This window comes from Tomitella gaofuii, from assembly GCF_014126825.1.
GTDB lineage: Bacteria > Actinomycetota > Actinomycetes > Mycobacteriales > Mycobacteriaceae > Tomitella > Tomitella gaofuii.
The window spans coordinates 2,886,367-2,907,227 of sequence record NZ_CP059900.1 but is presented as its reverse complement, the minus strand read 5'-3'; the positions used below and the strand labels follow the sequence as shown (position 1 = coordinate 2,907,227).

Below are 20,861 nucleotides of genomic sequence, written 5' to 3'. Positions count from 1 at the left end.
GGGGCGGGGCCGCACGCGCGTCGCATGCGACCCCGCGTCCAGGTCAGCGGTTGAGGTTGCCGATGTCGATGGGAACCTGCACGCCGGTCATGTACTTGGCCTCGTCGGAGCACACCCACGCGACGACGTCGGCGATCTCTTCGGGCTGCGTGAGCGCGTAGGGCAGCGAGTTCATGAAGATCGGCGCCAGAGTGTGGGCGTGCTGCGCGAACAGCGGCCCCATGTCCGAGGCCATGTTCATCCCGGTCTCCACGCCGGCGGGGTGGATCGTGTTGACCCGGATCTTGTGTTCGCCCAGCTCGTTCGCCATGGTCTTGGCGAGGCCGGTGATGCCGTGCTTGGTCGCCGCGTAGTGGCCGGTGAACGGCGTGCCCTTGAGCCCGGATACGGAGCTGGTGAACACGATCGCGCCGCCCTCGCCCTGGTCGATCAGGTAGGGGATGGCCGCCTTGGCCGTGTTGAAGGTGCCCGTCAGGTTGACGTCGACGGTCTCCTTCCAGTCCTCGGCCGAGACCTCCCAGCTCATGCGGCCGGAGCAGATGCCCGCGTTGGCGATGACGATGTCGAGCCGGCCGAACGCGTCGAGCCCCTCCTGCAACGCGGCGGCCAGCCCGTCGAAGTCGCGCACGTCGGCGACCCTCGCGACGATCTTCCCGCCGGCCTCCTCCACCAGCCGGACGGTCTCGTCCAGATCGGCCTGGGTGGCGCCGGGGTAGGGCGTGGACCGGAACTCCGCGCACACGTCGACGGCGATGATGTCCGCGCCCTCGTTCGCGAACTTCACCGCCTCGGCGCGGCCCTGGCCCCGCGCCGCGCCGGTGATGAAGGCGACCTTCCCCGCGAATCGTCCCTCGCTTCTGCTCATGCTCTGCCTTCCTTGCGACCGGTGCGTCTCCTCGCGGCCGCGTGTGTGGGTCAACAACGATGACAGAGACCAAACTATCGGGAAGCGTCGCTGGTGCCCACCGAGACGTCCCATTGGAACGGGACCGCCGTCGCAGAGGGCGCGGGCGCGGCCGTGTCAGTGCAGGACGCGCTCGTGCTTGTCGCGGTCGAACTCCGGCAGTGGGCCGCCCTCGTACAGGTGCTGCGCCAGGTCCGGGTCGGCCAGGTGCAGCCGGCCCACCGCGATCAGGTCGAACTCCTCGGCGGCGAGGCGCCGGTGCAGCTCTTCGCGGTTGTCCTCGGCGGGGATGGTGCCTGCGCCGCGACCCTCGCGCAGCGTCTTCCCCAGCCCGAAGCTGCCGACGGCCATGGTGCGGGCGCCGGTGAGCTTCTTCGCCCAGCCGGCCAGCGAGCACGGGTCGCCGTCGAAGGCGGGGGCGTCGAAGCGCCGGATGGAGGCGTCGAGCACGTCCGCGCCCGCGTCGACCAGGGCGCCCAGCAGCACCTTGAGCTCGTCGGGCGTGTCGGCGATGCGGGCCTTGTAGTCCTGCTGCTTGTGCTGGGAGAAGCGGTAGAAGATGGGCAGGTCGTCGCCGATCTCCGCGCGGATCGCCGCGACGACGGCGGCGGGGAACGCCGCACGCGCCTCGAGGCTCCCGCCCCACCGGTCGGTGCGCCGGTTGGTGTCCGCCCACATGAACGCGTCGAGAAGGTAGCCGTGGCCGCCGTGGATGGCGATGCCGTCGAAGCCCGCGTCCACCGCGTTGCGCGCCGAGCGCACGTACGCGGAGAGCACGTCGTCGATGTCCTGCGCCGTCATCGGCTCGGTGGCGGGGGAGTAGCGGGCGACGAGCTTCTCCGGGTACGAGGTGACGCCGGGTGTGCCCCACAGGCCGGACGGGCGCATCGGCTTGATCGCGGGGTCCGGGCGGCCCATCGCTCCCCACAACGGGCCCACGTGCCACAGCTGAGGGATGATCCTGCCGCCCGCTGCGTGGACGCCGTCCGTCACGCGGCGCCAGCCGGCCAGCGCCTCGTCGCCGAACATGTGGGGGACCGACGGGTTCTCCACGGCGGCGGGGTGGTCGATGGTGACGCCCTCGGTGATGAGCAGACCGGTGCCGCCCTCGGCGCGTTTGCGGTAGTACTCGGCCACGTCGGCGCCGGGCACGCCGTTCGGAGAGTGCGAGCGGGTCATCGGCGACATGACCAGGCGATTCTTCAGCTCCAGCGAGCGGATGCTCAGCGGGCGGAAGATCGGCGACGCGGCGGGGGACTCGGGGGCGGTTCCGCTCATCGTCACGCCCTCCCGACGGTGCCGGCGCCCGCGCCGTGCTCGAGGGTGCCGTCGGGCCCGGGCACGCCCTCGGCCAGCACGCGGGGGGCCTCGTCGCGGCCGTCCAGCACGCGGCTGGTGCGGCGGGTGCACTTCCACTCGCCGTCGGCGGTCTTGACCAGTTCCCAGCGGTTCGCCGTGGCGCGCAGCACGGTGAACGCCGACTTGTCGGGGCGGGCCAGGATCAGCAGCGACTTGCAGGTGGCCACCGCGGTGTCGCCGTCGACGATCACGTTGCCCGGTTCGAGCACGTGCGCGCAGCCGTTCGTGATGAACCCCTGGTGGTTCCCGCCGCGGACCATCGCCGTGATCTCCGCGTGACCGCGCATGATGCCGGTGTCGACGTCGTAGACGCCGTCCTCGGTCCACACGCGCGCCACCGCCTCTTCGCAGCCGGAGTCGATGGCGGGGCCGTAGGAGGTCATCAGGTCGACGATGGCCTGACGGTCCTCGAGGACGGCCAGGCGATCAGAGAGTTCACGGATCAGGGTCGCCGTGTCGGAGTCGGTCATGCCCTCCAGTTCGCCACGCGCGCGGGCGCCGGTGGTGGAGATGTCCCGGACAGCGGGAAAGGGGATCCCGTCAGCCGGGACGCGCAGTGCGCCGACCGGTGGTGAGGGTCGTCTGGTTAGGGTCGTCGCTGTGACAGACGAGCGCATGGCGGCCCGGACGGAGCTCACCGCCCGGCAGATCACCGAGATCGACGCGGAGCACATCTGGCATCCCTACGGCGCGTTCCCGCCGTCGACGCCGTCGCTGGTGGTGGACAGCGCGGCGGGCACCCGCCTGCGCTTGGCCGACGGCCGCGAGCTGGTGGACGGCATGGGCTCGTGGTGGGCGGCCATCCACGGCTACCGGCACCCGGACCTGGACGCGGCCGTGCGCGAGCAGCTGGGCCGGATGAGCCACGTGATGTTCGGCGGCCTCACCCACGAACCCGCCGCCCGGCTCGCGCGTCTGCTCACCGATGTCACCCCCGACGGCCTCGAACAGGTCTTCTTCGCGGACTCCGGCTCGGTGTCGGTGGAGGTGGCGATGAAGATGGCCATCCAGTACTGGCGGTCCAAGGGGCGGCCGGGCAAGCACCGGCTGCTCACCTGGCGGGGCGGGTACCACGGCGACACGATGGGGCCGATGAGCGTGTGCGACCCGGACGGCGGGATGCACGCTCTGTGGTCGGACGTGCTCCCGCGGCAGATCTTCGCCCCGATGCCGCCGCGCGACTACGACCCGGACTACGTGCTGAACCTGGAGTTGCTGCTGTCGGCGCAGGCGGACGAGACGGCGGCGGTGATCGTGGAGCCGGTGGTGCAGGGCGCCGGCGGCATGCGCTTCCACGACCCGCAGTACCTGCAGGCACTGCGCGACGCGTGCGATCGGCACGGCGTGCTGCTCGTCTTCGACGAGATCGCCACCGGATTCGGCCGTACCGGACGCATGTTCGCGGCCGACCACGCCGACGTACGTCCGGACATCATGTGCGTCGGCAAGGCCCTCACGGGGGGATACATGACGCTGGCGGCGACGCTGTGCACGCCGGAGCTGGCGCGTGCCATCAGCGCGGGCGAGGCGGGCGGACTCATGCACGGGCCCACGTTCATGGCCAACCCGTTGGCGTGCGCGGTGGGCGCGGCGTCGCTGGAGCTTCTGCTCTCGCGGGACTGGGAGACCGAGGTGACCGACCTGGAGGACGGGCTCACTGCGGGGCTGGCGCCGGCGTGGGATCTGCCGAACGTCGTCGATGTGCGCGTGCTCGGCGGGATCGGCGTCATCGAGCTCGATTCGCCCGTGGACATGGCCACCGCGACGGACGCCGCCGTGGACGCGGGGGCGTGGCTGCGGCCGTTCCGGACTCTGATCTACGCGATGCCGCCATACATCAGCACGCCCGACGATCTGACGACCGTCACCGGCGCGATGGTGGCGGCCGCAGCGAGTCAGTCGCAGGGAGAAGTCCCGGGCTGAACCGGACGTCTGGGCAGCACACCCTGCTACTTGAACGGCGTTCAATTTGTGTACGGTGGGTCCATGCCCACCGAGACACACGCACATGCCCCGGCCCTGTCGGTCGGCGCGGACCCGCTCGCCTGGCTCGATGACGCGTCCGCGCACCGGCGTGCCGCCGGCCTGCACCGGGAGCTCGCGCCCCGCACGGCGGGTGCGCGCGGGGCGGGCTCCGGCGCGATAGACCTCGCCTCCAACGACTACCTGGGGCTGAGCGCCCACCCCGAGGTGATCGCGGGCGCGGTCGACGCGGCGCGGCGCTGGGGCGCCGGCTCCACGGGATCGCGCTTGGTCACCGGCACCACCGAGGAGCATGCGGCGCTCGAACGCGAGCTCGCGGCGTTCGCCGGCGCCGGTTCCGGCCTGGTCTTCTCCTCCGGTTACACGGCGAACCTCGGCGCGGTGACGGCGCTGGCGGGCCGGGGTGCGCTCATCGTGTCCGACGCCGGCAGCCACGCGTCGCTCGTCGACGCCTGCCGGCTCTCCCGCGCCCGCGTGGTGGTGACCACGCACGCCGACGCCGACGCGGTCGATCGGGAGCTGGCCGGCCGCGCCGAGGACCGGGCGCTCGTCATCACCGACTCCGTGTTCAGCGCCGACGGGGACCTGGCGCCGCTGCGCGCCCTGCACCGGGCGTGCCGTAGGCGGGGCGCGATGCTGCTGGTCGACGAGGCGCACGGGCTGGGCGTGCGCGGAGAGGGCGGCCGCGGGCTGGTGCACGAACTGGGGCTCGCCGGCGTGCCGGACATCGTGGTCACAGCGACGCTGTCGAAATCGCTCGGCGGCCAGGGCGGCGTCGTGCTCGCCGATCCGCGCGTGCGGGAGCACCTCATCGACGCCGCGCGGACGTTCATCTTCGACACCGGTCTGGCGCCGGCGTCGGTCGGATCGGCGCGGGCGGCGCTCGGGGTGCTGCGCCGTGAACCCGAGCGCGCCGCGGCGGTGCTGCGCCGGGCGCACGAGCTGGCGCGGATCTGCGGCGGGGACCGCCCGGAGGCGGCGGTGGTCTCGCTCGTGCTCGGCGACCCGCAACGGGCCGTCGACGCGGCGCGCTGGTGCGCCGGCCGGGGGCTGCGCGTGGGCTGCTTCCGGCCGCCTTCGGTGCCGGCGGGGACCTCGCGGCTGCGCCTGACGGCGCGGGCCGACCTCACCGATGAGGACATGACCGTCGTACGCGGCGTGCTGACGGCGGTCGCAGCGGGGGTGTCCGCGTGAGCATCCTGTTCGTCACGGGCACGTCCACCGGCGTCGGCAAGACGGTCGTCACCGCGGCGCTCGCGTCGGTGCTCGCGCGGTCCGGGAGCGTCGCGGTGTGCAAGCCCGCGCAGACGGGGCTGCGGCCGGGGGAGCCCGGGGATCTCGCGGATGTCGTGCGCCTCGCCGGCGCGGTGACCACCGTGGAGCTGGCCCGGTATCCGGATCCGCTGGCGCCGGACACGGCCGCGCGCCGGGCCGGGATGCCGCTGCTGCGGTGCGCGGACGTCGTGGACGCCGTGCGGCGGCTCGACGCCCGGCACGACCACGTGCTCGTCGAGGGGGCCGGCGGCGTGCTGGTGCGGCTCGGCGCGGGCGGGTTCACGCTCGCCGACGTGGCCGCGGAGCTCGGCGAGGCGGGAGCAGACGTCTCTGCCGTCGTCGTGGTCGACCCGGCGCTGGGCGCGCTCAACCACGCCGACCTCACGGTGCGGGCGCTGCACGCGGCGGGCGTGCCGTGTGCGGGGCTGGTCATCGGTTCCTGGCCGGACGCGCCCGACCTGGCCATGCGGTGCAACCTTCGCGACCTGCCCGCCCAGACCGGGGTGCCGGTGCTCGGCGGGCTGCGCGCGGGCGCGGGCGCGATGGGGCGCGCGGAGTTCGCGGCGGAGGCGCAGCATGTGCGGGATCCGGGATGGTGCGATCCGCGCAGCAATGCCCGCCCGACGTCGTCGGCCTATCCGTCGCCGTCGACCCACCCGTGCCCGGCCAGCTCCACCGCGGCGCTGCCGCCGGTGCGCGACGCGATCAGCGCGCCGAACCCGGGCGCGTCGTCGGCGGGCACGGCGACGGTGAGGGCGGCGTCCGCGCCTCCGGGGCCCACGCCGTAGTCGACGGCCACGATGCGCAGCCCGCCGGCGCGCAGCTCGTTCTCCAGCCTGCCGGCGTCGGCCGCCGCCACCGTCGCCGTCCGGTACTCCACGCTCAGGCGGGTGCGGGTGCCCGCGGCGTCGAGGGCCGCCGTCACCGCGTCGCCGTAGGCGCGGACCAGGCCGCCGGTGCCCAGCTTGATCCCACCGAAATAGCGGGTGACCACCGCCACCACGTCGCTCACCGCGCGGCCGCACAGTGTCTCGAGCATGGGCGCCCCGGCGGTGCCCGCGGGCTCGCCGTCGTCGTTCGACCGTTGCAGGCGCCCGCGCGGGCCGATCACGAAAGCGGTGCAGTGGTGGCGGGCGGCGCGGTGCTCGCGGCGCGCCCGGGCGATGACGTCACGTGCGGAGTCCTCGTCCTCGACCCGGCGCAGGCGCGCGAGGAACCGGGATCTCTGCACCTCCGTCTCCACGTCGACGTCGCGGCCGATCACGAGGTACGCGTCGGGCATGCCGTCCGGCGTCGGAGGGGTCTGCGGGGGAGGAGACTGCGGGCTACCGGGCATCGACGGGCTCGCGGGCGGTCTCCGGGTCGGTGCCGTCCCAGCATTCGACGTTCCGCAGCCCGGGGACGTCGTCGCGATGGAACACCGGGTCGAGCCCGCGGGACTTCTGCCGCGTGTAGTGGCGCAGCAGAACGACAGCGACCCCGCCGATCGCGAAGAGCCCGAGGATGTTGATCGTGGCCATGAGCGACGAGAACACGTCGGCCAGGTTCCACACCAGGCTCACCTGCGCGATGGCGCCGAAGAACACGAAGCCGACGACGAGGACGCGGAAGACGAGCAGCACCGCCTTGCTCCGGGTGAAGAACGCGATGTTGGTCTCGCCGTAGTAGTAGTTGCCGATGATGGAGCTGAAGGCGAGGAAGAACAGGATCACGGCGAGCACGGGCGCGGCCCAGCTGCCCATGTGCTCCTGCAGGGCGGTCTGGGTGAGCTGGACGCCCTCGATGTCGCTGCCGAAATCGGGGTTGGACAGCAGGATGATGAACGCGGTGGCCGAGCACACCACGAGGGTGTCGAAGTAGACGCCGAGGGTCTGCACCAGGCCCTGCTTGACCGGGTGGGACACGGCCGCGGTGGCGGCGGCGTTGGGGGTGGAGCCCATGCCGGCCTCGTTGGAGAACAGTCCGCGCCGCATGCCCTGCATCATCGCCGCCCAGATGCCGGCCCCCGCGAACTGCCGGATGCCGAACGCCGATTCGACGATGTCGGTGATCACCGCGGGGAGGTGCGGCAGGTTGGTGACGATGACGAACAGCGCGATCCCCACGTAGAGCACCGCCATGACGGGCACGACGATCTGCGAGACGCCGGAGATGCGGTGCACGCCGCCGAAGATGACCAGGCCGGCCAGGACGGCGAGCGCGACGCCGATGGCGGCCGGCATCCAGTCGGCATCCGAGCCGACGGCCAGCTCGAACGCACTGGTGATGGAGTTGGACTGCACGGCGTTGAACACGAAGCCGTAGGTGAAGGTGATCGCGACGGCGAACAGGAACGCCATCGCCAGGCCGGCCTTGCGGTTCTTGATGCCGCGGCTGAGGTAGTAGGCGGGGCCGCCGCGGTAGTCGCGGCCGTCGCGCACCTTGTAGAGCTGGCCCAGGGTGGACTCGACGAACGCGGTGGCGCCGCCGATGACGGCCAGCAGCCACATCCAGAACACCGCCCCCGGGCCGCCGACGGTGATGGCGACGGCCACACCGGCGACGTTGCCGGTGCCCACGCGGGAGGCGGCGGAGATGCAGAACGCGCGGAACGCGGAGATGGCGCCGGGGCCGGTGTCGCCCTGCGCGCGGGCCGGCCGTTCGCGCAGCGTCCGCGCCATCTCGGGGAGCATGCGGAGCTGCACGACGGCGGTGCGGGCGCCGAAGTACAGTCCGGCGCCGACCAGCAGGACGATCAGCACATAGCCGTACTTGTCGTTGAACCAGACTATGGCCTCGTCGACGGAATCCATTCCGCACATACTAACGAGGTGATCGGCCCCACCTGCGGCGAACCGGCAGGTGGCCTCATTCCGCGGCGGCGGGCGGCCGGCGGTGGTACTCGGGGTTGGGACGGTGGCCCATGGCCGACGAGACCCTGTTGGTGAAGTTGTACATCGCCGCGATCTCGACGACGTCCCAGATGTCGTCGTCGGTGAGACCGGCCGCGCGCAGGTCCTCGAGGTCCTGCCTCTCGACAGTGTCCGGCGCCGAGGTGAGCTTCTCCGCGTAGGCGCAGATGGCGCGCCGACGGGGGTCCAGCCCGGCGTGCCGCCAGTTGATCGAGATCAGGTCCGCCTGCGCCCGGTCGCCCAGCGCCTCCGCCAGCGAGTAGCCGTGCGAGACCATGCAGTACGTGCAGTGGTTGATGTTGGACACCACCACCGCGATCATCTCCCTGTCTGCCGCGTCGAGGGTCTCGGTGGGTGCGGTCACCTCGCGGAAGTGGTTGAACCAGGCGGAGAACCGTTCCGGTCGCCGCGCGTAGGCCAGGAAGACGTTGGGCAGGAAGCCGATCTGCTCGCGGGCCTTGCCGAAGAGCTTCTGCAGGCCCGATGGCAGGTCGGTCTCGCGGGGGACGGGGAAGAACGGTTGCGGCTGCTGGTCCACGGTGCTGCTCCTGGTGTTCGTCGGTGGTGGGATGGTCGGATGCGTTCCCGGCTGCGGGGGGTTCAGGGTGTTCGGGGCCGGTCGAGGCCGGCGCGCACGGCGTGCTTGCGGACCTTGCCGGTGGCGGTCTTCGGGAGCTCGTCGACGACGAGGACCCGTTTGGGCACCTGGAAGGCGGCGAGGTGCGTGCGGGCGTGGGAGCGGACGCGCTCGGCCAGATCGTCGGCCGTGGTGGTGGCCGGGCCTGGATCCGGGGCGGACGCCGGGCCGTCGGCGACCACGACGGCGCACACGGCCTCGCCCCAATGGTCGTCGGGAACGCCGATGACGGTGCACTCGGCGACGCCCGGGACGGCGGCCACCACACGCTCCACGTCCACCGAGGAGACGTTCTCCCCGCCGGTTTTGATGATGTCCTTGAGCCGGTCGGTGAACCACACGACGCCCTCGTCGTCGAGGTGGCCGATGTCGCCGCTGTGGAACCATCCGTGCGCGAACGCTTCGCGGTTGGCGGGTCCGTTGTTCCAATACCCGGACATCACGTGCGGGCCGCGATAGACGATCTCCCCGCTGTCACCCGGGCGCACGGGTTCGCCGCCGGGGCCGAGGATCGCCGTCCGCACCGTGGGTACTGCCGGCCCCCAGGAGTCCGGTTTGGTGCGCTGGTGGGCGGGCCACTGCAGCACCGTCGCAGGCACCACCTCCGTCTGCCCGGAGCCCAGGATCACCGACGCGGACGGGAACAGCGCCTCGACGTCGCCCAACAGGTCCGCGGGCATCGGCGCCATCGCGTACACGGCGGTGCGCAGTGTGCTGATGGGGCCGGCGTCGCCACGCGCCGCGACCATCGCGCGGTACATCATCGGCAGGCCCATCGTGTGGGTGACGGCGTGCCGTTCGATGTCGGCGAGGACCGCGGCCGGGTCGAACGAAGCGTGCAGCACCACGGTTCCGCCGGTGAACAGCACCGGGATGACGAGGGTGTTGAGTGCGGTCGTGTGGAACATCGGCAGCATGTTGAGCAGCGTCGAGGGGGTGTCCCCCCACTGGTGGCCGATCTGCATCGCGTTCGTCATGGCGCCGATGACCACCGCGACATGGCTGGTGAGCACGCCCTTCGGCCGTGACGTGGTGCCGGAGGTGTACAGGCATTGCACGGTGTCCCTGTCGTCGACGGGGACCTCCACCGGGCCGGCCGGGGCGGCGGCGACGAGCTCGTCCCAGGATTCGACGTGATGCCCATCAACGGAGCCGATGCCGGCGACGACGATCCGCAGCCCCGCCGGCGGATGCTGCAGGAAACCGTGCAGCAGGGGCAGCGCATCGTCGTCGACGATGACGGTGCGGCTGCCCGAGTCCGCGAGGATCCAGGCGATGTCGTCCGGGGCGAGCGCGATGTTGACCGGCATCGCCACCAGTGCCGTCTTGGCGCACGCGAAATACGAGGCGACCATGCGCCACGAGTTGCGCATGAGCATCGCGACGGGCTCCTGACGGTGCAGTCCGCCGGCGAGGAGAGCGTGCCCGAGCGCGTCGGACGCCGCGTCGAGCGTGCGATAGGTGACGGTCGCATCGCCGTCGACGATCGCGGTGCGCGAGCCGAACATCGCGGCCGCGCGCACCAGCGCATCCCCGGCGGCGACGCGCGTGGCCAGGTTGATGTCGATCTCGGGGATGCCGGACAGGTCGGGGCGCATCGTCACCTCACGCGTGCTTCGGTGGCCCCGGATGTGACGTGGGGCACGGACGGTGCCGACGCTAACAGCGTCGTCTGCCAGAAACAAGCATGGGTGATTGTTTGGTGGTCGCGGTCCGTCCCGTGGATGTCTCCGCGCCGCTGTGTTCCGCGCCGCTGTGTTCCGCGCCGCTACTTGATGGCGCGCTTGTATCGGCCGATCGACAGCGGCATGAAGATCACGAGGATGAGCACCACCCAGCACAGCGTGTAGGCGGTGGGGTGCTGCATCGACCAGGCGTCCGAGACGGGGATCGCCGGGTTGGTGTTGCCGAAGAACTCCCGCACCGCCTGGGTGACCGCCGAGACCGGGTTCCACTCCACGAAGTACTGCAGGACGGTGGGGAACGACTCGAGCGGGACGAAGGCGTTGGACACGAACGTCAGCGGCATGATCACGACGAACGAGGCGTTGTTGATCACCTCGACGCTGGGCACCAGCAGGCCGACGTAGGCCATGATCCAGCTGAAGGCGTATGAGAAGACCAGCAGCAGCAGGAATCCCGCGACCGCGTCGAGGAAGGAGCCGCGCATGCGCCATCCGACCAGCAGCCCGGTGACGGCCATGATGGCGATCGACAGCAGGTTGTAGGCGATGTCGGAAACGGTGCGGCCGATGAGCACGGCCGACCGCGACATGGGCAGCGACCGGAACCGATCGATGATGCCCTTCTGCATGTCCTCCGCGAGTCCCGCCCCGGTGAACGTGGCGCCGAACACCACCGTCTGCGCGAAGATCCCGCCGATGAGGAACTCCCGGTAGTCCACGCCGCCGCCCGGGTCGATGGCTCCGCCGAAGACGTACGCGAACAGCAGCACGAACATGATCGGCGAGATCAGCACGAACACCAGGACTTCCGGCACGCGGATGATCTTGATCAGGTTGCGCTTGGCGATCACCACCGAATCGGTGAACACGCGGGTGCGGCCGCGGCGGGGTGTGGGAAGGGCCGTCGTGGTCATCGGTTCGCCTCGCTTGCCGTCGGGCCGCCGTGGCCGGCCGGAGCGGGGTCCGGCACCCCGGTATCCTCTTGCGCCGCGTGGCCGGTGAGCGCGAGGAAGACGTCATCGAGAGTGGGGCGCCGCAGGCCGATGTCGGACACGTCGATGCCGGCGTTGTCGAGCCTGCGGAGCGTGTCCATCAGTGCCCCAGCGCCTCCCGGCGCCGGCACCGCCAGCGTGCGGGTGGGCTCATCCACCTGGACCGCGTCGGCGGTCCCGGCGGCGAGGGCGGCGCGGGCCCGCGGGATGTCGGCCGCGTCGGTGACGACCAGCTCGATGCGGTCGGCGCCGAAGTCCTGCTTGAGCCGGTCGGCGGTGCCGTGGGCGATGGCGCGGCCGTGGTCGATGACGACGATGTCGTCGGCCAGGCTGTCCGCCTCCTCCAGGTACTGGGTGGTGAGCAGGACCGTCGTGCCGTCGGCGACGAGGGAGCGGATCACCGACCACATCTCGTTGCGGCTGCGCGGGTCGAGGCCCGTGGTGGGCTCGTCGAGGACCAGGACCGGGGGTGCGGCCACCAGGGCGCCGGCCAGGTCGAGGCGCCGGCGCATGCCGCCGGAGTACGTCTTGGAGGGGCGGTCGGCGGCGTCCGAGAGCGAGAACTGGGCGAGCAGCTCGCGGGCGCGGGCACGGGCCTGTCTGCGGCGGAAGCCGTAGAGGCGCCCCACCATCTCGAGGTTCTCGAAGCCGGTGAGGTGCTCGTCCACGGCGGCGTACTGGCCGGACAGCCCCAGGCGCGCGCGGGCGGCGTCGGGCTCGGCGAGGACGTCCACGCCGGCGAGGCGCACCGTGCCGGAATCGGGGATGAGCAGGGTGGAGATGATGCGCACCGCGGTGGTTTTGCCGGCGCCGTTGGGTCCCAGGAGGCCCAGGACGGTGCCTTCGGGGACCGCCAAATCCAGTCCGTCGAGCGCTGTCACGTCGCGGTATTTCTTCACCAGGTCATGGGCTTCGATCATCGGTGCCACAGGGTGCTCCACGGGGAGTGCAGGGCCGCGCGTCACGGCGGCCTCGGGCGGGCGTCCGATTCAGGATAACCGCAGATCGCGCGCGGCGGGGAGTGTGCGGACGCCGCCGATGAACAAACCCAATCCGTACTCGAAACCCTCGGCGGCGGTGGGGGACTCGAACAACGGCGAAGCCGTTTCCTCCAGCGCCCCGTGCGAATCCATCTGTATGCGCGACTGTTCGTCCATGGTCTGCCCGAGGATGTAGGAGAACAGCGCGCGGGCGGCCATCGCGGCCTCAGGAGCGGGGAGGCCGCCGTCGATGCACTCGGCGGCCAGCGCCGCCTGCGGTGCGTCCGAAGCCAGGCGTGCGGCGTAGGAGGCGGAGGCGACCTCCGCGCCATCGCGGTGCGACAGGAGTGCGTCGCGCATCCGGCGGGCGAGCGCGGCGAGGGCATCGTCCCACTCGGCACCGGCTCCTGCCGGTGACTGCTCCGTCGGTGATCGCGGGGCCGCCGCTGCCGCCAGGATCTCGTCGGTGATGGCCGCCAGCAGCGTCTGCTTGTTGGGGAAGTGCCAGTACAGCGCGCCCGGCTGCACGCCCAGTGACGACGCGAGACGGCGCATCGTGAGGTCGGCCAGGCCGTACTCGTCGAGAATCGCGATGGCGCCCGCGAGCACGTCGTGGCGGCGCAGCTGCATGGATTGCCTCCTTGAGTGTCGCGGACCGGGCCCTTTGACACCCTACCCATCCGCGCCCTAACTTGAACGACGTACAACTTGTACAGCGTTCAAGTAGCCGTGGGTGCGACGGACGCCCGGCGGTGATCGACCACGCGACGACCTGAGGAGACTTCGTGACCGAAGCGACGGCGGCCCCTGTGCACGCCCCGGACCGCGCCGACGGCGGCATCCTTGCCGTTGCCCGCGCGCAGGTGCTCGGCGACGGCGAACCGCTGGACCGGGGCCAGGTGCTGCGTGTGCTGCAGCTTCCGGACGAACGCCTCGACGAGGCGCTGGAGCTGGCCCACGAGGTGCGCCTGAAGTGGGCCGGGCCGGAAGTCGAGGTGGAGGGCATCATCAGCCTTAAGACCGGCGGCTGCCCCGAGGACTGCCATTTCTGTTCGCAGTCGGGGCTCTTCGCCTCGCCCGTGCGTGCGGCCCGCCTGGACATCCCGAGCCTGGTGGAGGCCGCGAAGCAGACGGCGAAGAGCGGCGCCACCGAATTCTGCATCGTCGCCGCGGTGCGCGGGCCCGACGAGCGGCTCATGGCGCAGGTGGCGGCCGGAATCGAGGCGATCCGGGACGAGGTGGACATCCAGATCGCGTGTTCGCTGGGCATGCTCACGCAGGAGCAGGTCGACGAGCTCGCAGCCATGGGCGTGCACCGCTACAACCACAATCTGGAGACGGCGCGGTCGTACTTTCCGCAGGTCGTCACCACCCACACGTGGGAGGAACGGGAGCAGACCCTGCGCATGGTGGCCGACGCGGGGATGGAGGTGTGCTGCGGCGGGATCCTCGGGATGGGCGAGACCCTCGAGCAGCGGGCGGAGTTCGCGGCGGACCTGACGGCCCTGGGGCCCGACGAGGTGCCGCTGAACTTCTTCGACCCGCGCCCCGGAACCCCGTTCGGCGACCTCGACGTGATGCCGGCGGCGGATGCGTTGCGCGCCGTCGCCGCGTTCCGGCTGGCTCTGCCGCGCACCATGCTACGGTTCGCCGGCGGCCGGGAGCTGACCCTGGGCGACCTGGGCGCGCGCAAGGGCCTTCTCGGCGGCATCAACGCCGTGATCGTGGGCAACTACCTGACCACTTTGGGCCGGCCGCCGGAGACGGACCTCGCGTTGCTGGGCGAGCTGACCATGCCCGTCAAGGCGCTCAACGCGACGCTGTGATCATCGCGGAGGGGTCCGGCGCCGAGCTGCTCGTCGGCGGCCCGCTGGACGTGGGCGCGCAGCGGTTCGACGTGAACACGGGTGCGGAGATCGAGTCGGGTGCGCAAGCACAGGCGGCGGGGCTCGCCGGGCGGGTGGCGGAATGCCTGCAGCCGCCGCGGTACTGCGGGGTGTGCGCGCGGCGCATGGTGGTGCAGGTGCGGCCCGACGGCTGGTGGGCGCAGTGCTCCCGGCATGGGCGGGTGGACTCTTCGGCCTTGGACCTGCGCTGATCAGGGTGTCGGAGGCCGACGTGCCCGCGGCGTGGTGGCGGATGCGAGGTCGCGTCGCGCGATGTGGCCGGCGCTGCTGACGAGGTGATCGACAGGGACGTCCTTCGCCACCACGGCGCCCGCGGCGACGACGGAGCCGGCGCCGATGCGGACGCCCGGCACCACCGTGGCGTTCGCGCCGATCCAGACGTCCGCGCCGATGACGATCGGTGCGGCGGTGATCCCGTCGTATCGCCGGGCCCGCTCCACCGGGTGACCGGCAGTGGTCAGCGTGACCCCGGGGCCGATCATCGCCCGGTCGCCGATGGCGATTCCCCCGATGTCGTAGAACGAGCAGTTCTGGTTCACGAACACGTGCTCGCCGAACTCCAGCCCCAGGCCGTAGTCGCAGTAGAACGGCGGGTAGAGGGTCAATGTGCCCGGCGCAGGGCGCCCCAGGATCCGGTCGAGAAGCGCAGTGCGGGCCTCGATGTCGCTGTGGAGCAGCGTGTTCAGGCGGGACGTCAGCTCCATCACGGTCTGCGTCCGCTCGGCGACCGCCCGTGATTCGGGTGTGCGCCGTCGGATCAGTCGCTGGTCGCGCATCGAACGATCATGGCACGTCGTGGCAGGCGGGCATGATTCCGACACGCGCCGGCGGGTTCTGCGCGGCGGGTTCTTTATCCGCGTGCGGTTCTTTATCCTCGGGGCATGGTGTCGACGGGAACGGGGAACTCATGACCGACAACTACGGCCGCGAATACCGGGGGCATGGCTATCAGGGGCAGGGGTATCCGCAGGGGCCCGAATACCGCGATCGCGGGTACGAGACCCAGGCGTATGAGACGCAGGCCTACGCGGGACGTCCCGCCGGAAACGAGGGGACGGGGCGACGGGCCGCGCCGGGTGGAGGTCCGGAGAAGTCGCCGAACGGCGCCGTCATCGATCACGCGCAGTTCGCGGCGGGCGCGGTGGCCACGGCGCTGGTCGCGGCGGTGGCGGGGTTCGTCGTCACTGCGATCATCAACGCCGTCTACACCTCGCACGCTCTCGGTTCGGCGTGGGTGGACGGGGAGCAGGACCCGTGGGATTCGGCGCTGATCGGGGGAGTGGGCGGGCTGGTCGCCGGCGCCGTCCTGTGGATGTTCCTCAACCTGGTTCCGTCGCCGTTGACGTTCTTCCGTTGGATCGCGGGTCTGTTCGTGTTCGCGGCCGTGGTGTTGCCTTTCCTCAGCGGTACCGATTGGGTGGCGCGGCTGATCACCGCGGTGCTCAACGCGTTCCTGGGGATACTCGTGATCGCGTTGTTGACCGCAGTGGCGGAGAAGACGACCGACGTCGGGCGCCGCTGAGGCCTGCGCGCGCACCCCTGCCCCCGTGTCGCCGTGCGGCGCGGGGGTTCGGCGTCAGGGGGCTGTGGGGGCGTTATTGGGGGCTATGGAGCACTGCCGTGGATGTCGGGCGGCCCGTCGGGTTCCGCCGTGGTGAGCCCCTCGTGGTCGATCCACCGCCGGAAGGGGTCGATGCCGGAAGGCGGCCGGAACACGGGCCGGCGGTGCTCCGACATGGCGATGTCCCAGCCGTCGTTGTGCACGGCCCGGTGGTGCGCGGTGCACAGCAGGACGAGGTTGTCGAGGTCGGTGGGCCCTCCGTCGGCCCAGTGGATGATGTGGTGCGCGTCGGTCCAGGCGATGGGCCGCGTGCAGCCGGGGAATGCGCAGCCGTGGTCGCGGGCCGCGAGTGCGCGGCGCTGTGCCCGGGAGGCCAGCCGTGCGGTGCGGCCCAGGTCGAGGGGCGTGCCGCGGCCGTCGATGAGGATGGGGGTGACGGCAGAATCGCACGCCATCCGCCGCAGTACGGAGGTGGACATGGTGCCGTGGTGTCCGGTCCAGCCGGACTGCAGCAGCGTGAACATGTCGTGGACCCGCCCCTGCCGCAGCAGCGACAGCAGCTGGTCCTGGTCGGCGGGCAGGTCGGCGAGGTCGCGGGCCCGGATGTGCACGTGCACCTGGGGGCGGGCGTTGCCTCCCGGCAGTACCTCGCACTGCGGGCGGCCACGGCCGTGGTCGGTGCTGCCCCCGGAGCGTTCCGCCGGCTCGTCGGCAGCGGTGGTCCCCGCTCCGTCGGCGGATTCGTCCGCATCGCCGGCGGTGCTCCCGCCGTCGGTGTTCTCCGCACCTGGGGCGTCTCCCGCGGGGGCTCCGCTGGAAGAATCCGGCTGGTCGTCGGGGCCGAGGCCGCACAGGTACCGGCGGATGATCTCTGCGAGCGCATCCGCACGGCGGCGGGCGGCACCGCGGCGATCGCGGGTGCCGTCGTCCTCCGGCCGCGGTGCGGACAGGGGGGAGAGCGCGGCGTGGATCTGCTCGCCGGTCTCTGCGTCGACGTCGCCGCGGACGCGGTAGCGGCCGTTGAGCAACCGGGCGACGGAGAACTCGTTGCGTTCGGGGTCGTCGGCGGGCGGCGTGCCGTCGGGGTTGAGGACCGCGTCGAACTTGGTGACCGCGTCGGCGAATGCACCGGACTGGGCGCTGCGGCAGGACCGGGCGGTGTCGAGGAGCACCGCCTCGATCTGGTCGGCCAACGCGATGGAATCGGGGTCGTCCTCGGGCAGCGAGGCGATCAGCCGCAGGATCGCCTTGGCCTGTGCCTCGGTGGCCTCGGCACGCGCGATGGCGGCGAGTACGGCGGGGCGGGAGGACACGGCGACGGCGAAGACGACGGTGGAACGGGCGCTGCCGGTGCCGATGCGGCTGCGTGCGGCGAGCTCGTCGCCGGTGCGGTTGATCGCGCGGGTCTCGCTCAGACCGAGGACGTCGGTGCGACGGGTGACTTGCTCGGCGCAGATGCGCAGCTTCCCGACCTGCAGGGACAGTTCCCAGGCGGCGATCTCGGCGGTCCATGCGCCCAGCTCTTTCTCGGAGTGCTGCCACAGCCCTTCGGAAAGCGGCGCCATCACCAGCTCGGCGAATGATCCGATGTTGTCGCGACGCCGTGACGCATCGGGCCCCACCACGGTGGCGTTCCCGTCGAGGACACAGGTGTCGCTGGCTGCAGCCTGCTCAAAAACGGTCCGCCGCGCCGCGTGCCCCTGCGCTGCGCTCTCCTGCGTGTCCAACCCCATGGCATCCCCCGATCCCCTTGCATACGGGAATTGAGGAACACGCATTCGATCGCAAGAGTGTTCTGATGTGGAATTGCGGGCCCAGAATGTGCGGAGCGTGGGCACCCCGCCGCGCCGTCGACGTCGTCGGCGACTGACCCTCTAGGCTGGCCGGGTGAGGACTTTCTCGCCCGCGCGGGGCGCCACTCTCGTCGGCATCGGCTGCGCACTCGCGGGGGTGCTCGGCGGCGTCGTCTGGGGCCTGCTGGCACCGGGGCGGACGCAGGTGGTGGCCCATGGTGGACTGTTGTTGTCCGTGGACATGTCGGCCAACCACGAGTTCGACGCGCTGGCGATCTTCGTGTGGATCTCGGTGGTCGTCGGTGTCGTGACCGGCGCGGCCGCCTGGGCCTGGCGCAGCATTCGCGGACCGTTGACGGCAGTGGCGGTGATCGTGGGCGGAGTGGCCGGCGCGTGGCTCGCGGCGGGCATGGGGGACCTGATTGCGCAGAACAGGTTCGACTGGCCGGGGGCGTCCGCGCTGGACTCGATGGTGGGGCAGGTGGTGGTGCAGGCGCCGTCGGTGGAACTGTGGATCGCTCTGGTCATGCAGCCGCTGGCCGCGGGGTTGGTCTATCTGGTCGCCGTGCTGCTCGCTCCGGACGCGGACCTGGGATCAGGCGGGGCGCAGCCGGTGACGCCGACAGGCGACGGTTCCGAGTCGGGCGCCGGGCCGGGCCCCGCACGGTCGGTGGCCGACCATGGCTGCGGCGGATCGTCGATCACACCGTGATCCGGGAGTGGCAGTAGGCATTTCGCCGACGCCGACGCCGACGGCAGGCGAGGCTGGGACCGGTTCTGCTGTCTCCGTCATGTCTCGGGTAGTCGAGCCAGACCGAGCTCCGTCGCGTTGGCGTCGAACGCGACGACGTTCAGGGGGCGGCGGTCTCTCCGGGCGATCAGCACCCGGCCGTGCCAGGGGACGGGGATGGTGCGGTCGTCGACTCGCACCCACTCGACGCGCCGACTCGCCAGCACCGTGGAGTAGCCGATCCATCGTCCCCGCCACGCCCGGGGCCCGGCGCGTCCGGCGTCGTCTCGAATCCGTCCCGAACCTCCCGCCGTCATCGTCCGCCGGCTGATGCCGTGGAGAGCGTTGGAGGAACTCGTCGTCGCCAGGGGCGGCGTGGACGGCCGTTCCGCAAGGAGATCCTCGCAGTCATCGAGACTCACAGCCGCTCCGCCGCCGCCGAGAAGATGCCAGGTGGACCCGCGCAGAGTCAGGATGTGGATCTCCTCGTGCACGCGGCCTGCGCCGCGGCGCAGGAACATGGTGGCGGCGACGTCGCCGTCCACGTCGAAGGCCATCGCGGCGAATCGGCGGCGCCGGCTCAGCCGAAGGACGGGCGTGAGCGTTCTCGATTCGATGAGCGCGATGCTCTCCGCCAGCGCGTCGTAGGCCACGGCGGAAAGGTTACGACATGCGGACGATCCTTCATCGTCGTCGGAAATGTCGCACGTATCGGCAAGGATGTCGGCTGTGAGAAGACTTTCGGGCCGTCGCGTCGCGCAGGAACGCGGGCACCACGTCAGGTGGGCGGTCACCATGGCCGGTACGGCCGCCGCGCTGATTCTGCTTCTCCTCTCGATGGGGCACTGGTGGCCGCGGGGCTTCGCCTGGATGTTCACTGCGGCAGCAGGCTGGGCGATGCTGGCGTTGGCGGCTCTGTGCTGGGCGATCTCGACGGTGTACACGATCGGATACCGTCGGTCCTGGTCGTGGTGGCAGCTTCTGTGGCCGGTCGTCACGGCTCTCGGGTCGACGGTCGCGCTCGTCGTCGTGCCTCCGGAGTTCGCCGATGCGCGCCCGGAGTTCGACGCTGCGGCCATGCAGGCGCTGGACGCCGGAATGCCAACGAGCCCAGATGGTTTCAGGATCGGTCGGTTCGAGGTGGGCAGGGTGTATGTGCGGTCGGGAGACGTGTACTTCGTGGACGCCCGCAATACGATGTTCAACCTCGAGCAGGGATGGGCGTACTCGGTGGACGGCCCGCCGGAACCGTCGTACGGCACCCATGAGCCGCTCGACGGTCATTGGTTCCGCTATGAACGTGCGCTCGACTGGTGAGGACCGGGGCCGGCGGCGTCAGCACGGCGCGGCACCGGCCGATGCGCTGTGCGCTCGCACGCCTCACACCGGAGGACGCAGCACCGCGAACTCGTCCGTCACCCGCAACCGCGATTCGGTGAACCGGAACAGCGCGGCGGGCCTGCCGCCTGCGCGCCCCGGGGGCGCGGTCCTCCCCGTCGGTGTGATGACTCCCCGGCGGCGCAGGATGCGCTGCAGGTTGGTGGTGTCCACCGCATGGCCGATCGCGCACGTGTACAGGTCGCGCAGCGCCGACATCGTGAACTCCTCGGCGGCCAGGGCGAACGCGATGTTGGTGTAGGACAGCTTGGCGGCCAGGCGGCGGCGCGCGTGCCGGAGGACGACGCCGTGGTCGAAGCTCGTCTGCGGCAGGTCCGACACCGGATGCCAGCGGGTGTCGGGCGGCAGGTGCGGATCGGAGGGGTAGGGGATCAACCCGAGGAACGTCGAGGCGATGGTGCGCGGCCCGGGTACGCGGTGCGGGTCGCTGAACACCGACAGCTGCTCGAGGTGGGCCAGTTCCTGCACGTCGACCTTCTCCGCCAGCTGGCGGGTGGCGGAGGCGGGCAGATCCTCGTCGGCGCCGAGTGCCCCGCCAGGCAGCGACCAGGTGCCGGACTCGGGTGCGAGTGCGCGTTGCCACAGGAGCACGCAGAGCTCGTCACCGCGTTTCTGGAATACCGCGACCAGTACCTCGTGCTGCATGGTGCTATCATGTGGCATGTTTTCGATTGTAAGTCGAAAACCCGACCGCCTTCAAACGCGCCTCTGCGCACGGGCGGTCCCAGACCGGGCCCGCGTCGGTTCACCGACCGTGCGGGCGGCA

21 protein-coding genes and 1 pseudogene are annotated in these 20,861 nt (G+C 71.3%); 8 read left to right on the top strand and 14 right to left on the bottom strand.

Annotated elements, in window-relative coordinates; all coding sequences use genetic code 11:
* Positions 1–43 precede the first annotated feature (43 nt).
* The 3 genes from H4F70_RS13450 to H4F70_RS13440 form a co-directional block, all read right to left on the bottom strand.
* Complete coding sequence (locus tag H4F70_RS13450) at positions 44–865, bottom strand: mycofactocin-coupled SDR family oxidoreductase (RefSeq protein WP_182357542.1); 822 nt, start codon at positions 863–865, stop codon at positions 44–46.
* 156 nt (positions 866–1,021) lie between these two features.
* Positions 1,022–2,182, bottom strand: a complete 1,161-nt coding sequence (locus H4F70_RS13445) for an oxidoreductase (RefSeq protein ID WP_182357541.1) — start codon at positions 2,180–2,182, stop codon at positions 1,022–1,024.
* A gap of 2 nt (positions 2,183–2,184) precedes the next feature.
* Positions 2,185–2,733: a nuclear transport factor 2 family protein gene (locus H4F70_RS13440; RefSeq protein WP_182348600.1), complete on the bottom strand. Its 549-nt coding sequence runs from the start codon at positions 2,731–2,733 to the stop codon at positions 2,185–2,187.
* Between the two features lie 145 nt (positions 2,734–2,878).
* Here H4F70_RS13440 and H4F70_RS13435 point away from each other — a divergent pair, with 145 nt between their 5' ends.
* From H4F70_RS13435 to bioD, 3 genes and pseudogenes are all read left to right on the top strand, one after another.
* The gene (locus H4F70_RS13435) at positions 2,879–4,186 is read left to right on the top strand and encodes an adenosylmethionine--8-amino-7-oxononanoate transaminase (RefSeq protein ID WP_182360408.1); all 1,308 of its coding nucleotides are present in this window, start codon (positions 2,879–2,881) and stop codon (positions 4,184–4,186) included.
* A 63-nt stretch (positions 4,187–4,249) separates the two neighbouring features.
* Positions 4,250–5,440, top strand: coding sequence for an 8-amino-7-oxononanoate synthase (locus H4F70_RS13430; RefSeq protein WP_182357540.1), 1,191 nt, complete (start codon positions 4,250–4,252; stop codon positions 5,438–5,440).
* Positions 5,437–6,117: pseudogene (gene bioD / locus H4F70_RS13425) on the top strand (dethiobiotin synthase); the annotation flags it as partial. The gene H4F70_RS13430 and the pseudogene bioD, both read left to right, overlap by 4 nt.
* 38 nt (positions 6,118–6,155) lie before the next feature.
* On the opposite strand, the gene H4F70_RS21200 reads toward bioD, so the two are convergent.
* The 7 genes from H4F70_RS21200 to H4F70_RS13390 all read right to left on the bottom strand — a co-directional run bounded on the left by H4F70_RS21200 (position 6,156) and on the right by H4F70_RS13390 (position 13,336).
* On the bottom strand, positions 6,156–6,803 hold the full coding sequence (locus H4F70_RS21200) for an IMPACT family protein (protein ID WP_372497594.1): 648 nt from the start codon (positions 6,801–6,803) through the stop codon (positions 6,156–6,158).
* 43 nt (positions 6,804–6,846) lie between these two features.
* Positions 6,847–8,313: an alanine/glycine:cation symporter family protein gene (locus tag H4F70_RS13415; protein ID WP_182357538.1), complete on the bottom strand. Its 1,467-nt coding sequence runs from the start codon at positions 8,311–8,313 to the stop codon at positions 6,847–6,849.
* Positions 8,314–8,368: 55 nt separating this feature from the next.
* On the bottom strand, positions 8,369–8,950 hold the full coding sequence (locus tag H4F70_RS13410; RefSeq protein ID WP_182357537.1) for a peroxidase-related enzyme: 582 nt from the start codon (positions 8,948–8,950) through the stop codon (positions 8,369–8,371).
* Positions 8,951–9,012: 62 nt separating this feature from the next.
* The gene (locus H4F70_RS13405) at positions 9,013–10,647 is read right to left on the bottom strand and encodes a class I adenylate-forming enzyme family protein (protein ID WP_182360407.1); all 1,635 of its coding nucleotides are present in this window, start codon (positions 10,645–10,647) and stop codon (positions 9,013–9,015) included.
* Positions 10,648–10,817: 170 nt separating this feature from the next.
* Positions 10,818–11,648, bottom strand: a complete 831-nt coding sequence (locus H4F70_RS13400; protein WP_182348604.1) for an ABC transporter permease — start codon at positions 11,646–11,648, stop codon at positions 10,818–10,820.
* Positions 11,645–12,655 (bottom strand): ATP-binding cassette domain-containing protein, encoded by a 1,011-nt coding sequence (locus H4F70_RS13395; RefSeq protein WP_372497593.1) that lies wholly within the window; start codon positions 12,653–12,655, stop codon positions 11,645–11,647. Before H4F70_RS13395 ends, H4F70_RS13400 begins: the two co-directional genes overlap by 4 nt.
* Positions 12,656–12,715: 60 nt before the next feature.
* Positions 12,716–13,336: a TetR family transcriptional regulator gene (locus tag H4F70_RS13390; RefSeq protein ID WP_182357536.1), complete on the bottom strand. Its 621-nt coding sequence runs from the start codon at positions 13,334–13,336 to the stop codon at positions 12,716–12,718.
* A gap of 179 nt (positions 13,337–13,515) precedes the next feature.
* On the opposite strand from H4F70_RS13390, the gene bioB reads away from it, so the two are divergent.
* The gene (gene bioB, locus H4F70_RS13385) at positions 13,516–14,532 is read left to right on the top strand and encodes a biotin synthase BioB (protein WP_182360405.1); all 1,017 of its coding nucleotides are present in this window, start codon (positions 13,516–13,518) and stop codon (positions 14,530–14,532) included.
* A complete protein-coding gene (gene bsaP / locus H4F70_RS13380) occupies positions 14,529–14,804 on the top strand; it encodes a biotin synthase auxiliary protein BsaP (RefSeq protein ID WP_235681108.1) in 276 nt (91 codons plus the stop codon). Before bioB ends, bsaP begins: the two co-directional genes overlap by 4 nt.
* On the opposite strand, the gene H4F70_RS20925 is transcribed toward bsaP, so the two are convergent.
* Positions 14,805–15,389: a DapH/DapD/GlmU-related protein gene (locus H4F70_RS20925; RefSeq protein WP_182357535.1), complete on the bottom strand. Its 585-nt coding sequence runs from the start codon at positions 15,387–15,389 to the stop codon at positions 14,805–14,807.
* 131 nt (positions 15,390–15,520) lie between these two features.
* Between H4F70_RS20925 and H4F70_RS13370 the strand changes: the two genes are divergently transcribed.
* The gene (locus H4F70_RS13370; RefSeq protein WP_182357534.1) at positions 15,521–16,135 is read left to right on the top strand and encodes a hypothetical protein; all 615 of its coding nucleotides are present in this window, start codon (positions 15,521–15,523) and stop codon (positions 16,133–16,135) included.
* A gap of 83 nt (positions 16,136–16,218) precedes the next feature.
* Here H4F70_RS13370 and H4F70_RS13365 read toward each other — a convergent pair whose 3' ends face one another.
* Positions 16,219–17,907: an HNH endonuclease signature motif containing protein gene (locus tag H4F70_RS13365; protein ID WP_182357533.1), complete on the bottom strand. Its 1,689-nt coding sequence runs from the start codon at positions 17,905–17,907 to the stop codon at positions 16,219–16,221.
* A gap of 154 nt (positions 17,908–18,061) precedes the next feature.
* Here H4F70_RS13365 and H4F70_RS13360 point away from each other — a divergent pair, with 154 nt between their 5' ends.
* Positions 18,062–18,679 (top strand): DUF2567 domain-containing protein, encoded by a 618-nt coding sequence (locus H4F70_RS13360; protein ID WP_182357532.1) that lies wholly within the window; start codon positions 18,062–18,064, stop codon positions 18,677–18,679.
* 77 nt (positions 18,680–18,756) lie between these two features.
* Here the strand turns inward: H4F70_RS13360 and H4F70_RS13355 are convergent, their stop codons facing one another.
* Complete coding sequence (locus H4F70_RS13355) at positions 18,757–19,350, bottom strand: hypothetical protein (protein ID WP_182357531.1); 594 nt, start codon at positions 19,348–19,350, stop codon at positions 18,757–18,759.
* A 76-nt stretch (positions 19,351–19,426) separates the two neighbouring features.
* Between H4F70_RS13355 and H4F70_RS13350 the strand changes: the two genes are divergently transcribed.
* A complete protein-coding gene (locus H4F70_RS13350) occupies positions 19,427–20,014 on the top strand; it encodes a hypothetical protein (RefSeq protein ID WP_182357530.1) in 588 nt (195 codons plus the stop codon).
* A 63-nt stretch (positions 20,015–20,077) separates the two neighbouring features.
* On the opposite strand, the gene H4F70_RS13345 is transcribed toward H4F70_RS13350, so the two are convergent.
* Positions 20,078–20,758 (bottom strand): NUDIX hydrolase, encoded by a 681-nt coding sequence (locus tag H4F70_RS13345; RefSeq protein ID WP_182357529.1) that lies wholly within the window; start codon positions 20,756–20,758, stop codon positions 20,078–20,080.
* Between the last annotated feature and the right edge of the window lie 103 nt (positions 20,759–20,861).